The sequence below is a fragment of the Winogradskyella sp. SM1960 genome, assembly GCF_020179375.1.
GTDB lineage: Bacteria > Bacteroidota > Bacteroidia > Flavobacteriales > Flavobacteriaceae > Winogradskyella > Winogradskyella marina.
The window spans coordinates 848204-864358 of record NZ_JAICBG010000001.1 but is presented as its reverse complement, the minus strand read 5'-3'; the positions used below and the strand labels follow the sequence as shown (position 1 = coordinate 864358).

The following is a 16155-nucleotide window of genomic DNA, read 5'->3' as shown; positions in this document are numbered from 1 at the left end:
TTAGTAAAAACAAAGATACTAGGATTGGAATAAAATGTTGGTATAATCGGTTGTAAATGCCTATTTAGTGTTAATAATAGTGATTTTTTGCATAATTTTTAGTAAACTTGGCATTGCTTTGTTGAAACATAAAATTTATGAGCTTGAGACACGTTGCGGCTGTATTCGCCTTTTTAATGACTTCCTTAGTTTTTTGTCAGGAAAAACAACTTACACTTCAAGAAATCTGGAGTGGTGAATTTAGAACAGAAGGTATGCAAGCCTTACATTCCATGGCGAATGGGAACCAGTATTCGGTGTTAAATTTTGATAGGCAAAGCCGAACTTCAACCATAGATATTTACGATTATAAGACATTAAAAAAAGTGAAGACCTTAGTCTCTTCTGCAGATATTTCTGAGATTAGAGGTTTCTATGATTATTCATTTAGTGCCGATGAGTCTAAACTAATCTTAACTACAAAATCGGAACCTGTATTTAGACGTTCGACTTTAGGTGAGTATTATATTTATGATATCGCATCAAAAACAGTAACCAAAGTATCTGATAATTTGGTGCAAGAACCAACATTATCACCAGATGGTACTAAAGTAGCGTATGGATTTGAAAATAATTTATATGTAAAAAACTTAACGTCAGGAAAGGTTGATCAAATCACAACAGATGGTGAAAAAAATAAAATAATCAACGGTATTACAGACTGGGTTTACGAAGAAGAGTTCGCTTTTGTAAGAGCTTTTGATTGGAATGCAGATAGCAACCAAATTGCCTATATTAAGTTTGATGAGTCTGAAGTGCCAGAATTTTCAATGGATGTGTATGGTTCAGAATTGTATCAAACGCAGCACGTGTTCAAATACCCAAAAGCAGGTGAAGCAAACTCTAAAGTGTCTTTGCAATTGTATAATGTAGATGACAAAAGCACCATAGAATTAAGCGAAGGTAAACCAGGTGATTTTTATATTCCTAGATTACAGTGGACAAATGACCCTAATATTTTAAGCGTTCAATTTATGAACCGTCATCAAAATGAGTTAGATCTTATACTTTTTGATACTAAAGAAAAGACAATGATTAATGTACTAGCTGAGATAGATAAAGCGTATATAGATGTAACTTTTAATCTTACATTTTTAAAAGATAATAGTTTTATTTGGACGAGTGAAAAAGATGGTTTTAACCATATTTATCATTATTCAAAAGAAGGGAATTTAATTAATCAAGTAACCAAAGGAAATTGGGAAGTCACCAACTACTATGGTTTTAATGAGAAAGCCAACACCATTTATTACCAATCTACAGAGAATGGTTCTATAAATAGAGATGTCTATTCAATTCAGCTAAACGGAAAAAACAAAAAACGTCTGACTCAGAAGAATGGAACAAATAGTGCTTCATTCAGTGCTGATTTTACGTATTTCATAAATACATTTTCAAGCGCAACAACTCCACAAGAATATACATTATACGATTCTAAATCTGGTAAAATAGTAAAGCAGATTAAAGATAATAATGCACTAACTACAAAGTTGGAAGATTATGTGATGTCTGAAAAAGAATTCAGCACTATAACAGTAAATGGCAATGACTTAAACATGTGGACGATAAAGCCTAAGGATTTTGATGCGAACAAAACATATCCATTATTTATGTATCAATATTCTGGTCCAGGATCGCAGCAAGTGGCAAATCGTTGGAATAGTACTAACGATTATTGGTATCAAATGTTAGCACAAGAAGGTTATATCGTTGTTTGTATTGATGGACGAGGAACTGGTTATAAAGGATCTGACTTTAAAAAAGTAACTCAAAACGAACTTGGTAAATACGAAGTTGAAGACCAAATTGAAGCCGCAAAGCAACTCGGAAAATTAGACCACATTGACGAATCGCGAATAGGAATTTGGGGTTGGAGTTATGGTGGTTTTATGAGTAGTAATGCACTTCTTAAAGGAAATGATGTCTTTAAAATGGCGATTGCAGTAGCACCTGTTACAAGTTGGAGATTCTATGATACAATTTATACAGAGCGTTACATGACCACACCTCAAGAAAATCCAAGTGGTTATGATGAAAATTCGCCGATCAATCACGTTGATAAACTTAAAGGTGATTATTTATTAATTCATGGAACAGGTGATGATAATGTGCATGTGCAAAACACCATGTTAATGGTTGAAGCTTTAATACAAGCCGATAAGCAATTTGAATGGATGATTTATCCAGATAAAAACCACGGTATTTATGGTGGCAACACGAGACTGCACTTATATAAAAAGATGACAAATTTTATCCATAAAACATTGGGTGATAAATTGAATTAATATAATTTTTCATTTAAAAACTAAACAGACTAACTAAAAATATAATAAACCTAAAAACTAAATTTATGAGCCAAGAAAATGATCCAGCTTTAAATAAGCATCTCGCAAAACAAGGTGTTGATGACACAATGGTAATGGGACATCCAGCAGGATTGTTCGTGTTATTTTTCACTGAAATGTGGGAGCGTTTCAGTTATTATGGAATGCGTGCATTATTAACAGTATTTTTAATAACAGAGATTGGTAAAGGTGGCTGGGAATGGACTAATGCAGATGCCATGCAACTATATGCTTGGTACACAGGTTTGGTTTATTTAACACCATTATTAGGTGGATTGTTAGCTGATAAATTCACAGGATTTAGAAAAGCGATATTATTAGGTGCTTTAATAATGACATTAGGACATGCTTCAATGGCTTTTGAGGGGATTAGTCCTGGTTTTTTCTATGCAGGACTTGTAATGATGATTTTAGGTAACGGTTTATTTAAGCCGAATATTTCATCAATGGTAGGAAATTTATATCCAGATTCAAGTTCTAAAAAAGATGCTGGTTATACCATTTTTTATATGGGTATTAATGCTGGTGCTTTCTTAGGAATGTTACTTTGTGGATATATTGGAGAAAAAGTAGGATGGCACTATGGATTTGGATTAGCTGGTGTATTTATGCTTTTCGGAATGTTACAATTCTATTTTGGACGTAATATTTTTGGAGTTATAGGTGAAACGCCTAAGAAGCAACTTGAGAAAGATTTAGAGAAAATAGAAGATGAAGATGATGAAATTGAAACTCCTGCAAACATAGTAAGAGATAGATTAGTTGTTGTTGGTGTATTAATGGTAGCGAGTATCTTTTTCTTCTTTGCCTTTGAGCAAGCTGGAGGATCTATGACCGTATTTGCCAAAGATTATACACAGCGTGTTTTAGAAGGGAATTCTGGTGTTATCTTTAAATGGATAGATGCTATTTTAACTATTTTTCCTATTATAATAGTGTCTTGGGTACTTTATGGATTAGGTAAGAGAATATATAAAACGTATCCGTTAACAATTATTTTTACAGCCATTTCGTTTATCATTATTTGGTTCTTAGGAGGTTGGAAAGTATATAGAGAGTTTAGTCTTGAGCAGACAGAAGTAACAGTGTCTTGGTTTCAAATATTAAACTCCTTTTTCATTATTACTTTAGCATCTTCATTTAGTAAAATGTGGGAAAAAGTATGGAATCCTTCTGGTCCAGTGAAATTTGCAATGGGCTTAGCTTTAGTAGGAATTGGGTTCGTAGTTTTATCTATCGGCTCTAACAGTATTCCTCAGGGGGCAGCGACAGCATCTGTTAGCATGATATGGTTAATAATGGCTTACTTCTTCCATACAATGGGAGAATTATGTTTATCACCAGTAGGATTGTCGTATGTTTCCAAACTATCGCCTAAACGTTTAGCCGGTTTGTTATTTGGACTTTGGTTTACCGCTTCGGCAATTGCCAACTTTATAGCAGGAATGACAGGATCATATATCGATCAGATTTCACAGGCTTATTCAATGTCAACGTTTTTCTTAATTATTGCAGCGATTCCAATTTTTGCAGCAGTTATTTTGTTGATTTTAAATCCGAAACTGAAGAAAATGATGCATGGCATTAATTAATTTGATTGTGCATCTATTAGGCTTTACTTCTTACTGCATCAATATTGAGTAAATCCAGAGTAGAACGAGTAATTTATTTAAGAAGTTCTTAAAAACGATATAGGTTTAAACCGGAAATTAAAAACAGTATTAAATTATGGCAACAGCTGATAGAACACAGCATGATGAGCTTTTTAAAAGTCAAGTATTAGGACATCCAGCAGGCTTATTTGTGCTTTTCTTTACTGAAATGTGGGAGCGCTTTTCATTCTACGGAATGCGAGTTTTACTAATTAACTTTTTAACAATGGCCGTCATTGGTAGTAATCCTGGATGGGAATGGACTGCTGAAAATGCTGGTGCTCTTTTTGGAACCTATGCAGGTTTATTGTATTTGACACCAATTTTAGGAGGTGTTATTGCTGACAAATTCACAGGTTACCGTTGGGCTGTTTTGATTGGTTGTGTTATTATGACGCTTGGACATGCATCTATGGCTTTAGAAACAGAGTTTTCTTTATATATGGGGTTAGCGTTATTGGTTATTGGAACTGGTTTTTTTAAGCCTAATATTACATCTATCATTTCAGAAATGTACACCTATCTTCCAGAGAAGAAAGATGGAGCATACACTATATTTTATATGGGAGTAAATGCAGGAGCTTTCTTTGGTATGATGCTTTGTGGTTATTTGGCTGAGCGTGTTGGATGGTCTTGGGGATTTGGGTTAGCTGGTATTTTTATGCTATTTGGTACACTTCAATTTTTGTTAGCTAAACCACTTTTTGGGAAAATTGGTGCTCCTCCTAAGCGTCAAACTAAGGAAGAGAAAGCTGCGGTTGTAAAAGATTATAAGGAGAATAAATTTACAACTTTAGATAAAATTCTAATTGTTGTAACTGCTATTATAGGTTTACTTTACCTTATTAACGATCCAGTTTCCAAAATTGGAGGACTCCACTTGTTGCCAGAAGAGTTTCTTTTAGCTAAGGACACATTATCTGGTCCTCTAGTAATTACTTTAATAGGTATGGCTCTGTTTCTTTTTCTTGTAATTGGACGTATTGTACGCTATGAGAAAATTATAAGAGACCGAATGATTGCTGTTATAATTTTTGCGTTTTTTACAGTGTTATTCTTTATTCCGTTTGAGCAAGCAGCTACGTCTATGGTAATTTTTGCAAGAGATTACACCGATAGAGTTTTAACAGGTAATTCTGCATTGATTTTCAATATTGTAAATACGCTGTTAACAGTAATTCCGTTATTAATTATTACTTGGGTTCTTTATTTATTGAAAAAAAGATCGTTCGCCAAAATACCTGGAAGTAATGTTGTGTTAGCAATTTGTTTTGCTTTGGTTTGGGGAGTTGTTATTTGGATGCTTATTCAAGATTATTCAACAAAGTCTTATGACGTTCAATACGAAGCCGTTGCTGTAGAAAACATTGTTAATGGTAAAAAGAGTATTACCTACGAACCCATTACAGAAGCACGTCCTTTAAAAGCAAATGAAACCAGTGAAAAACAAATTTTAAGTATTTCATCTAATAACGAATTAGAAGTTGGACAGACGGTTGGTGCGCATTTAGAACTGGGTAAATACCGTTATTTGGATGATGTTAAACAAGAACAATTGGCATTAGATTATGCTGATAAAGGACTACAATCCTTAATTGTAACTGGTGAGATAGTGGAAGTAAAAGAGAATGAAGTTGAAATAACAGTGTCTTGGTTTAGTATTCTGAATTCATTTTTTATAATTGCTTTTGCCTCTTTATTTTCTAAATGGTGGGAAAGTAAATATAACCCTTCAGCTGCTCAAAAGTATGGATTAGGACTTGTAATTATGGGTATTGGTTTTGCAGTTTTGGCCTACGGTTCCAGTTATATACCTGCAGGAGCGGAAGCTGGAGTAGTACGTGTAAGTATGATTTGGCTAATACTAGCGTATCTGTTCCATACGATAGGTGAACTTTGTTTATCTCCCGTTGGACTATCTTATGTGAGTAAACTTGTGCCTCCAAGAATGATTGCGCTTATGTTTGGTATGTGGTATTTAGCTATTGCTATTGGAAACAAAATAGCCGCTTCAATGGGTGGAATGGTAGATGAAATTCAGGAAGAACACAGTTTGTCGTTTTTCTTCTTAATTTTTGCAATTATTCCTATTGCAGCCGGATTATTAGTAACTGCTCTTAATCCACTACTCAAAAAATTAATGCATGGAGTTAAATAAGCTAATTCCGTTAAATATATCTAAAATGCTCCTGTTTAGGAGCATTTTTTGTAAGTTCGGAGCATTATTTGCTACAAATCGAATATGATGAAAAAAATAACTTTAGGATTAATTGCTGTTTTTGCTTTTTCAATAGTGGGAATCGCACAAGAGATTAACTGGGTCACTATGGACGAAGCATTGGAGCTTCAGAAAAAAGAACCTAAAAAGATTTTTATGGATGTGTATACCAATTGGTGTGGGCCTTGTAAAATGTTAGATAAAAATACGTTTGGTAATGCAGATGTTGCAGCTTTTGTCAATGAACATTATTATGCTGTAAAGTTTAATGCCGAAGGGAATGAAGAGGTCACATACAAAGACAATACATTTAAGAATCCAAATTACGACGCAACAAAAGCTAACAGACGAAATAGCGCACATGAATTTTCGAGATACTTACAAGTTAGGGCTTATCCAACAATGGTATTTTTTGATGAAGAAGGTGGTGTGATTTCTCCAGTGCAAGGGTATTTAAAACCACAGCAGTTAGAACTGTATTTAAAGATTTTTCAAAGTGATAAGTATAAAGAAATGACCTCCCAAAAGCAGTTCAATGAATACTACAAATCATTTAAACCTACGTTTAAAGAATAAGTTGATGTTGGGTTGAGCCCTTAGACTACGCTCAGGATAAACTAAAGTTGAAACCGATTTATGTCTTCAACTATATTATTTAATAATAAAAGCTCCCTTTTCATTAGTTTGATGGAAAGGGGTTTTTTTATGCTCACAAGTTTCCTTCCAGCGTTTTAAGTACGATTTATAATTACTTGCATCAGCAATAATAAGTTCAGGTTTTAAACTGTCTATAACGCGATTGAGATTCAATCTTGGTGAGTTTCGTAATAAAATATAATGCGGCCGAAACGTAACTTCCTTGTAAACGGCTAAACTATCAATTTCTAAAATAACCTTATTCTTAAACACGTAAACCGATTGTAAACTATCTAAAGTGATCGTGTCTATTGCTTCACCAACCTTGTAATTCGTAATGGTATAATCTGATTTTAGTTTTTCAAAATCGTAGTTGTGATAGAGCATTAATTTTTCATTTTGCTTTTTACCAATGATAGAATAACGACTCTTATTAAAAATTATAAATGCGTCATTTTGAGTCTGATGTTTGTTGTAAAAGTAAACTCCTTGAAGTCCAATAATCGCGATTAAACTAATCGCAATCCATTTAAAGTTTCGGAATTTATAAGCTTGTATTAAAGCCATTATAATTGCATAAGTAGTCACAACCTGAAGTATCGTAAAAGGAATATCTCTGAACAGAAAGTTTTCAAATTGCGCCCCCCAAGCTATAAATCCATTTAAGCAATCAATGATAAAACTATAAGTTATAACTAGGAAATTTGGTATTACATTTAGTAAAGCCAAAACAATAACCAGTATGCCCAAACCTAGTATGAGTCCTAAAAACGGAATGACAACAAGGTTAGAAATAAAAAACAATCCTGGAAATTGATGAAAATAAAATAGGCTAATGGGAACAACTCCAATTTGCGCTGCTAAAGTCACAGTGAAGATTTGCCAAGGTTTATCTATAATCCAATATTTGGGTTTCCAAAGTTTATAAAAAATAGGTTGAATACTAACAATACCTAATACGGCCAAATAACTCATTTGAAATCCGACAGCAAATAAAAACGCAGGTTTAAATAGCAAAATAAGGAATGCAGAAATAATTAAGGTATTATAAATGTTAGTTCTTCGTTTAAGATGCATTGCGATACTAATAACACTAAACATGGTTACGGCTCGTGTTACAGAAGGACGTAATCCGGCTATAACAGCAAAACTCCATAATAAGGCGACTAAAATGATTGGTCTAATAAAATGACCATATTTAAGACGGAGTAATGGTTTAAAAATGACATTTAGAATTATTAAAATAATACCAACATGAAGGCCTGAAACCGCCAAAATATGAATGGTTCCAGAGTTGACATAATTATCATATACGGTTTTATCAATGGTTTGTCGTTGGCCCAATAAAAGCGCATTCATTATACTTAGTGCATCGCCTGTAAAACCAGCTTCTACAAGTTTTAAGTTAATTTTAGTTCTTAAAGCATCAGCATAACCGTAAATGGTTCTTTTTGAATCTGAAAGTAGTAATATGTTTGTGGAATTGAGGTAAAGTTGATGATATACCTGTTGCATTTCTAGATACTTACCATAATCAAACTGATGCGGATTTAGTGGTTTTTGAATCACTTTTAATTCAGATGACGTAAAGAATATATCATCTACATATATAGGCTTCGAAATACTATCACGTTTAATATTAATCAATAAACGACCTATCGCTTCCTTATCGTTAAAGGATGTAATAGCAACTATATATTTGTCATTATAAGCGTCTGGTTTTAGTCGTTCTTCAATTTGAAAAACGATGGAATTATAATTTTCGCTAGCATTGAGATGTGTATAATGGTGAGGTCGCAGTTTTTCGTCTTGTATATTGTAAGACGTCATACCAACACCTATCATACAGCAGCAAGCTAAAATGCCAAAATAGGGTGCACGATTAATTTTTGATCTTAAAATTAACCAATACACTCCTAGAGCAAATACCAGAGCAATAGTTACGCATAAAACGACATGAAAATCTAGCTTTAGGTAATGCGCCAAAAGAATGCCAAGAACCAAACAAATGGTTAGTTTTATTATGGTGAAATTTAGTAACTTCATGATTGTGAGTTACTAAGATAAAGAAAATGTAAATTACAAGACGCGTCTTGCTTGCACAAAAGAGAAATACCAATACTTTTCAGCCAAGGAAGAAATCATAACACCTCTACTACTAGAGGCATGGAGAAACTCAACATTGCCTGGTCGCACACTGGTTACAATACCAACATGGTTCACGTTTCGGCTGTTCTTTTTAGTTGCAAAAAACACCAAATCACCAACGTTAACTTCTTTTAAGTCTATCCAATCACCTGTACTTTTAAGTGTAGATGTAGTTCTAGGTAAATTGACATCATATTTTTTATAACTCGTATGTATCAGGCCAGAACAATCCATGCCTTTTTTAGTGGTACCTCCATATTTGTAACGTGTGCCACTAAAAGTTTTTGCATATTTTACAATGGATTCTGCTTCAGCCGTAGGTTTGGCAGTCGTATTTACTTTTACAGCATGTGTCTGTCTATTTTTACTAGAAGCTGTTTTTTTAGATTTACAGCTCACTATAAATAAGGTCAAAAATAAGAATGGAAGTAAACGTTTCATTTAAGTGTTTAGTAGGAGTAGTTACTTTGAAGTCGAAATTAATAAAAAAAGATGATGAATTTTTATAAATTTATAGAATCATGAAAATTATAACATTTTATTCTGAAGTAGAGTATTTTTATATTGAGGGCATTCCTCTAAATAAACTTATTAATTTTTAATCGCGTTATAAATTAAATTTGCGGTTTTTTCACTAGCTCCACGACCTCCTAATTTCTTCTCTAGTTCATAATATTCCAAAAAGAGTTCTTCTCGTTTTTTGGTGTCTAAAATGGCTGTTAATTCTTTTTTAAGTCGCTTTTTGTTTAGATCGCCTTGGATGAGTTCCGTAACCACTTCACGATCCATAATTAAATTCACTAACGAAATATATTTTAAAGTAATAATTCGTTTAGCTATCTGATAAGAAATGGCATTGGCTTTATAGCAAACCACTTGTGGGACTTTAAACAAAGCTGTTTCTAACGTGGCAGTACCAGAAGTCACTAATGCAGCCGTTGAAATACTCAGTAAATCATACGTTTTATTAGATATAAATTTAATGTTTTTCTTCTTTATAAAACTTTTGTAAAAGTCAAAATCCTGACTTGGTGCTCCAGCAATAACAAACTGATAGTCCTTAAAATCATCAACTAAACTGAGCATTACGCCAAGCATTTTTGTGATTTCTTGCTTTCTGCTTCCAGGCAATAAAGCGATGATAGGTTGGTCGCTAAGCTTGTGTTCTTCTCTAAAAACTTGGTCATTAACTTGTGGTCTGTTTGCAATAGCATCAATCAGTGGATGACCAACAAAATTAACATCGTAGTCATATTTTTTATAAAATGCTTTTTCAAATGGAAGGATGCAGTACATAGCATCAACATCTTGTTTTATTTTTTCAACTCTGCTTGCTCTAGATGCCCAAACTTGAGGTGAAATATAATAATGGGTTTTATAATTGAGTGCTTTTGCCCATTTGGCAATTCTTAAGTTGAAACCAGAATTATCAATAAAAATTATTACATCTGGTTGAAATTTTTCGATATCAGATTTACAGAACTTTATTTGACCTAAAACTTTTCTGAGGTTAAGTATAACTTCAGCAAAACCCATAAATTGACGGTCCTTATAATGCATTACTAATTCGCCACCAACACGCTGCATAAGGTCGCCTCCCCAAAATCTTATGTCGGCTTCCTCGTCTTGTTTAAACAACGCCTTCATGAGGTTAGAACCATGCAAATCGCCTGAAGCTTCACCAGCAATGATATAGTATTTCATGTGTGTTTTATTGCTTTTTATACGTCAAAGGAACAATTTAAATAATCAGTTAAAAAATTTAATAACCATTGTTATAATTAGTATTACCACTGTAGAAATTAAAACTCCTTTTGCTCTGTGGTCTTTATTCTTCTTCAAGAAAATGAAAAATGCTCCTAAGTTGAGTAGGGCACCAATACTCATTAGTTTTGTGAAAAACCCTTCGGTAATGGCTTGTTCAATTACAGTTCCCCAATCATCAGAGTGTCCAAAAATCTGAATAGCAAAAATAAATCCAAAAATTGTAGCGATAACGCCAACTGCAAATCCTATTAAAATCTCTTTTTTCATATGCTATTTGGTCTAAACGCTGTAGTGTTTAGTTGTTTAATTTCCAGGTGTTTAAGTTTTGAATCGTGTGATGTGCGGTTAAATCAAAATGAACAGGTACAACAGAGACATAACCATGTTCTAAAGCCCATTCGTCGGTATCTTGCCCATTGTCCATATTTACAAATTTACCACTGAGCCAGTAATATTCACGACCCATTGGGTTGGTGCGTTTGTCAAACTCTTCTTTCCAATTGGCACGCGCTTGTCGGCAAACCTTAATGCCTTTTATAGCTTTTTTTTCAAGGTTTGGTATATTTACATTTAGAACAACACCGTCTGGTAATCCATGTTCTAAAACTCGTCTTGTAATGGTTTCTACAAAAGATTTACAATGTTCAAAATTTGCATTCCAGTTGTAATCTAATAACGAAAACCCAATGGCAGGAATACTCTCAATACCAGCTTCTAAAGCCGCGCTCATTGTACCCGAATAAATAACGTTTATTGATGAATTAGATCCGTGGTTTATTCCCGAAACACAAATGTCTGGTCGTCTACCTAAAATTTCATTAACAGCGAGTTTTACACAATCTGCAGGAGTGCCAGAACAACTATATTCAGGTTGCTTACCATCTATAGTTACTTTTTCCATATGTAATGTAGAATTGATGGTAATAGCATGTCCCATTGCGCTTTGAGGACTGTCTGGTGCAACCACCACAACATCTCCAATGTCGTTCATTACAGAAATTAAAGTTCTTAATCCTGGAGCAGTGATGCCATCATCATTGGTAACTAAAATTAAAGGGCGTGCTGACATTTCGTACAAAAGTTTAATGAGTTGTAAAAATACTAAAAAAGGTAGCGATTTATGAGTAATCTTAGCTTTAACAAAAAAATAGGCTATCTATTTTTTATGGCACGGTTTTTTCTACTATTTTAGTGAAAAATTGAGAACCTACTTAATTATAATCATTTAAGGAATTAATGGACTAAAACAAAGTATCAGCTTCAATTGAAGAGTTTTGATGATTGTTTAAGTTGTTTTTACCGAATTAATACAATAAAAAAGAATTATGAAAGGGAAATATAAATTTTTGCTACTCGCTTTATTGATAGCATTCGCCTCATGCAGTTTTACAAGTAAGAAATTTGAAGATCCAGATAAGGATAAATTACTGATGCAGCTTATTACGTATCTTTTAGATCAAGGTCATTTTGAGCCAAAGGACATTAATGATGATTTTTCATTTGAAGTATTTGAAGATTATTTGAATAACGTCGATCAATTTAAGCGATTTTTTTACGCATCAGATATCAAAGAATTTAAAGCTTATCAAGATAAAATAGATGATCAAATTAAGGCGTATGATGTGTCATTTTTCAACCTTACACATAAACGCCTATTACAACGTATTGCAGAAGCAAAAACAATCTATACTGAAATTTTAGAAAAACCATTCGATTTTTCTAAAGATGAAGACTATGTTGCAGATTATGAGGACTTAACTTACGCGACAAATAAGCGTGAACTGAAAGAGCGTTGGAGACAACAACTTAAATTTTCAACCATTGCTAATTATGATGAAATAATTTCACAGCAAGAAGCAGATTCAGAAACATCAGAGACTAATGAGAAGAAGTCATTGAAGGAAATTGAAGCTGAAGCACGATTAGCAACAAAAGAATCAATCGATGTATTGTACGATTATATTGAAGACAGAACACGTAACGATTGGTTTTCTGTTTATATCAATGCAATTGTAGAAGGCTTTGATCCGCATACATTTTATTTTGCACCGGAAGATAAGGAGCGTTTTGATAGAGATATTTCTGGAAAGTTTGAAGGAATAGGTGCTCGTTTACAAAAGAAAGTAGATGGTATTCTGGTTGACGAAGTTATTAGTGGTGGACCAGCATGGAGAGGAAACGAATTAGAAGTTGGCGATCAAATTCTTAAAGTAAAACAAGAAGATGAAAACGAGTCAATCAATGTGGTTGGTATGCGCTTAGCTGACGCAATTAAATATATAAAAGGCCCAAAAGGAACAGTTGTTACATTAACCTTGAAAAAAGTAGATGGAACTATTCAAGACATTTCTATAACAAGAGATGTGGTTGAATTAGAAGAAACCTATGCAAAATCTTCGATAGTAGAAAAAGAAGGAAAGACCTTTGGTGTCATTAATTTACCTAAGTTCTATATCAGTTTTGAAGATTATAACGAACGAAATGCGGCTTCAGATATTAAAAAAGAAATTTTAAGGTTAAAAGAAGAAGGTGTTGAAGGCTTGGTTATGGACCTAAGAAATAATGGTGGAGGTTCGTTACAAACCGTTGTAGATATAGCAGGCTTGTTTATAGAAGAAGGGCCAATTGTGCAAGTAAAAACAACAGGTTCTGCAAAAGAGGTACTTGCGGATAAAGATAAGTCTATTGTTTGGGATGGGCCATTAGTGATATTAGTAAATGAATTGTCTGCTTCTGCATCTGAGATTTTAGCGGCTGCGATGCAAGATTATAAGCGAGGTATCGTCATTGGTAGTAAGCAAACCTACGGTAAAGGAACTGTACAAACGGTTATGGATCTCAATCGAATGGTTAAGAATAACACTAAGGGAGATATGGGAGCCTTAAAGTTTACCACTCAAAAGTTTTATAGAATTAATGGAGGGTCAACACAATTAGAAGGTGTAAAGAGTGATGTAATTGTCCCAGACCGTTACAGTTATATTGATATAGGAGAAAAAAATCAAGATAACCCTTTAGCTTGGGATAAAATTGATGCTGCTGATTATGAAGTTTGGGGTAATTATTTCGATTACGATACTACAATTAGTAAGAGTAAAGCCAGAATGGCAGCTAATGAACAGTTGAAACTTATTGATGCAAATGCACAATGGGTAAAGAAAATTAGAGATCGTGAGTCGTATTCTTTAAACTATGAGACGTACAAAAAGGAAATGGATATTAACGAAGAAGAAGCAAAACGTTTTGCTAAGCTATCCGAATACCAAACAGACTTAACTTTTACATCGTTGCCTTATGAAGTTAAACTAATGGATAAGGATTCTGTATTGTTAGAAAAGCGTAATCGCTGGCATGAAGCTTTAGCTAAAGATGTGTATGTTGAGGAAGCTATTAATGTACTTCACGATTTAAAAATGACGTATGCTATAAAAAATAAAGTTGCAGAATCTGTGAAGAATTAAGCGACTAAATCTTTAATGGTTCAATACCTTTGTTTCTGTCCTAAATGTTTTAATTATATGGATTGTCCTCTTGAGGAGACTTTAGGGGTGTTTCACTTACTTAAACATTTAACAATGGTACAATTCTAAAGCTCAATATGTCTAACGAAAATAATTCATTAACAAGCTTAGCGCTTCAAAAGTTTAAAAAAAACTTTTGGGGCGTTTTTAGTTTGGCTATCATTACGTGTATTGGGTTAATTTCTGTCTTTGCTTATGTGTTTGCGCCAGACGCTTCAAAAAATGCGAATCAAATGCATTTGTCTATTCATTCAAAATCACCCGGTTTTGAAGTGCAAATGCTAACCATTCCATCAGGTATTGAATCTGAACAAAACTTTTTTTCAAAATTATTTTTTGGAAAAAATGATACAGATACCGAAATCCCAATTCAGTCTTATGAGGTGAAAAATGATGTTTTACATTATATAGAATACGCTTCAGATGGTTTGCAAGGTCAGGAAAAGCAAATCGCTGTGTCACGATTTCCAAATTCAAATTATGAATCTTATATAGAAAACAGAGGATTTGTTTTTGGTACTGATAAATACGGACGCGATTATTTAAGCCGTATTCTAATTGGTTCACGGATTTCATTCTTCATTGGTTTTGTTGCTGTTTTTATTTCCTTAATCGTTGGACTATTAATGGGAAGTTTAGCAGGCTATTATGGTGGTAAAATAGATGCCTTTATTATGTGGATCATAAATATCACGTGGTCCATTCCTACGTTGTTATTAGTTATTGCTATTACACTGGCCTTAGGAAAAGGCTTTTGGCAAGTTTTTATTGCTGTGGGTTTAACGATGTGGGTGGAAGTGGCAAGAGTGGTGAGAGGGCAAATAATTAGTGCTAAGGAAATGCAATATGTTACAGCGGCAAGAGCTTTAGGGTATAATGATTATAGAATTATCACAAAACACATATTGCCCAATATTTTTGGGCCATTGATCGTCATTTCTGCAGCTAATTTTGCAGCAGCTATTTTAATAGAAAGCGGTTTAAGTTTCTTAGGTATTGGAGCGCAACCACCAATGGCAAGTTGGGGAGCGATGATAAAGGATCATTACAATTATATTATTTTAGGGAAACCGTATTTAGCCTTAATACCAGGACTCTGTATTATGCTTTTGGTAATGGCGTTTATGTTAGTTGGTAATGCTTTACGAGATGCTTTGGATGTGAAGACTTAATTAGATTTTAATTCTTCAATCTCTTCATTTGTAGCGCCAATAAACCCTAAAACTTCGTCTTGTCCAATGCTTTTTGAAGAAGACGTTACAAAATAAGGTGGTAATTCTTCCCAAGTTTTCAGTAGTACTTCGCAATACGCTTCGACGTGTTTTTCAATGGCTTTTGGCTTTAGTTTATCGGCTTTGGTGAAGATGATTCCAAAAGGAATGCCGCTTTCACCCAAGTACTGCATAAATTCTAAATCGATCGGTTGAGGTTTATGTCTAATATCAACAAGGACAAATGCAGAAAGTAATTGTTGTCGTTGTTCAAAATAATTGGTAATAAATTTCTGAAACTTCTTCTTAGATGATTTTGAAACACGCGCATAACCATAACCTGGTAAATCTACTAAATACCAATTTTTATTAATCAAAAAGTGATTGATTAACTGTGTTTTTCCTGGTCGACCAGACGTTTTTGCTAGGCTTTTGCGATCCGTTAGCATGTTAATTAAAGATGATTTGCCCACGTTACTTCGTCCAATAAAAGCATATTCGGGTAAATTATCTTTGGGGCATTTTGCCACTTCAGAATTACTAACTACAAATTCAGCTGATTTTATTTTCATCTTTAGTTCCCATGACAATGGGAATCTTATTTTAATTAAACTTTAA

At 33.7% G+C, this 16155-nt stretch carries 12 protein-coding genes; 6 read left to right on the top strand and 6 right to left on the bottom strand.

Features of this window, described 5'->3' with window-relative positions:
• The first annotated feature begins 137 nt into the window (after positions 1-137).
• The 4 genes from K1X16_RS03880 (at position 138) to K1X16_RS03865 (ending at position 6830) form a co-directional block, all read left to right on the top strand.
• Positions 138-2324, top strand: a complete 2187-nt coding sequence (locus K1X16_RS03880; protein ID WP_225035098.1) for a S9 family peptidase — start codon at positions 138-140, stop codon at positions 2322-2324.
• A 128-nt stretch (positions 2325-2452) separates the two neighbouring features.
• Entirely contained in the window at positions 2453-3976 is a 1524-nt protein-coding gene (locus tag K1X16_RS03875; RefSeq protein WP_225035416.1) for a peptide MFS transporter, read from the top strand.
• A gap of 136 nt (positions 3977-4112) precedes the next feature.
• Positions 4113-6194: a peptide MFS transporter gene (locus tag K1X16_RS03870; protein ID WP_225035097.1), complete on the top strand. Its 2082-nt coding sequence runs from the start codon at positions 4113-4115 to the stop codon at positions 6192-6194.
• Positions 6195-6281: 87 nt separating this feature from the next.
• Positions 6282-6830, top strand: a complete 549-nt coding sequence (locus K1X16_RS03865; RefSeq protein WP_195869837.1) for a thioredoxin family protein — start codon at positions 6282-6284, stop codon at positions 6828-6830.
• Positions 6831-6905: 75 nt separating this feature from the next.
• Here the strand turns inward: K1X16_RS03865 and K1X16_RS03860 are convergent, their stop codons facing one another.
• The 5 genes from K1X16_RS03860 to surE all read right to left on the bottom strand — a co-directional run bounded on the left by K1X16_RS03860 (position 6906) and on the right by surE (position 11874).
• A complete protein-coding gene (locus K1X16_RS03860; protein WP_225035096.1) occupies positions 6906-8936 on the bottom strand; it encodes a ComEC/Rec2 family competence protein in 2031 nt (676 codons plus the stop codon).
• 33 nt (positions 8937-8969) lie between these two features.
• Positions 8970-9479: a C40 family peptidase gene (locus K1X16_RS03855; RefSeq protein ID WP_225035095.1), complete on the bottom strand. Its 510-nt coding sequence runs from the start codon at positions 9477-9479 to the stop codon at positions 8970-8972.
• 150 nt (positions 9480-9629) lie between these two features.
• Positions 9630-10742, bottom strand: a complete 1113-nt coding sequence (lpxB, locus tag K1X16_RS03850; protein ID WP_225035094.1) for a lipid-A-disaccharide synthase — start codon at positions 10740-10742, stop codon at positions 9630-9632.
• 45 nt (positions 10743-10787) lie between these two features.
• Complete coding sequence (locus K1X16_RS03845) at positions 10788-11072, bottom strand: hypothetical protein (protein ID WP_195869832.1); 285 nt, start codon at positions 11070-11072, stop codon at positions 10788-10790.
• Between the two features lie 28 nt (positions 11073-11100).
• Entirely contained in the window at positions 11101-11874 is a 774-nt protein-coding gene (gene surE, locus K1X16_RS03840) for a 5'/3'-nucleotidase SurE (RefSeq protein ID WP_225035093.1), read from the bottom strand.
• A gap of 256 nt (positions 11875-12130) precedes the next feature.
• On the opposite strand from surE, the gene K1X16_RS03835 reads away from it, so the two are divergent.
• The gene (locus tag K1X16_RS03835; protein WP_225035092.1) at positions 12131-14266 is read left to right on the top strand and encodes a carboxy terminal-processing peptidase; all 2136 of its coding nucleotides are present in this window, start codon (positions 12131-12133) and stop codon (positions 14264-14266) included.
• Positions 14267-14403: 137 nt separating this feature from the next.
• Positions 14404-15498: an ABC transporter permease gene (locus K1X16_RS03830; RefSeq protein WP_225035091.1), complete on the top strand. Its 1095-nt coding sequence runs from the start codon at positions 14404-14406 to the stop codon at positions 15496-15498.
• On the opposite strand, the gene yihA is transcribed toward K1X16_RS03830, so the two are convergent.
• Positions 15495-16109 carry a ribosome biogenesis GTP-binding protein YihA/YsxC gene (gene yihA / locus K1X16_RS03825; protein ID WP_225035090.1) on the bottom strand — a complete coding sequence of 205 codons (615 nt, stop codon included), beginning with the start codon at positions 16107-16109 and terminating at the stop codon, positions 15495-15497. The two genes, K1X16_RS03830 and yihA, sit on opposite strands and share 4 nt — an antisense overlap.
• Between the last annotated feature and the right edge of the window lie 46 nt (positions 16110-16155).

Bases quoted from the DNA above. Each gene is read 5' to 3' on its own strand.
- K1X16_RS03880 (WP_225035098.1), top strand. From the start codon at position 138: ATGAGCTTGAGACACGTTGCGGCTGTATTCGCCTTTTTAATGACTTCC.
- K1X16_RS03860 (WP_225035096.1), bottom strand. From the start codon at position 8,936: ATGAAGTTACTAAATTTCACCATAATAAAACTAACCATTTGTTTGGTT.
- K1X16_RS03835 (WP_225035092.1), top strand. From the start codon at position 12,131: ATGAAAGGGAAATATAAATTTTTGCTACTCGCTTTATTGATAGCATTC.
- surE (WP_225035093.1), bottom strand. From the start codon at position 11,874: ATGTCAGCACGCCCTTTAATTTTAGTTACCAATGATGATGGCATCACT.
- K1X16_RS03845 (WP_195869832.1), bottom strand. From the start codon at position 11,072: ATGAAAAAAGAGATTTTAATAGGATTTGCAGTTGGCGTTATCGCTACA.
- K1X16_RS03870 (WP_225035097.1), top strand. From the start codon at position 4,113: ATGGCAACAGCTGATAGAACACAGCATGATGAGCTTTTTAAAAGTCAA.
- K1X16_RS03855 (WP_225035095.1), bottom strand. From the start codon at position 9,479: ATGAAACGTTTACTTCCATTCTTATTTTTGACCTTATTTATAGTGAGC.
- K1X16_RS03875 (WP_225035416.1), top strand. From the start codon at position 2,453: ATGGTAATGGGACATCCAGCAGGATTGTTCGTGTTATTTTTCACTGAA.
- K1X16_RS03865 (WP_195869837.1), top strand. From the start codon at position 6,282: ATGAAAAAAATAACTTTAGGATTAATTGCTGTTTTTGCTTTTTCAATA.
- K1X16_RS03830 (WP_225035091.1), top strand. From the start codon at position 14,404: ATGTCTAACGAAAATAATTCATTAACAAGCTTAGCGCTTCAAAAGTTT.
- yihA (WP_225035090.1), bottom strand. From the start codon at position 16,109: ATGAAAATAAAATCAGCTGAATTTGTAGTTAGTAATTCTGAAGTGGCA.
- lpxB (WP_225035094.1), bottom strand. From the start codon at position 10,742: ATGAAATACTATATCATTGCTGGTGAAGCTTCAGGCGATTTGCATGGT.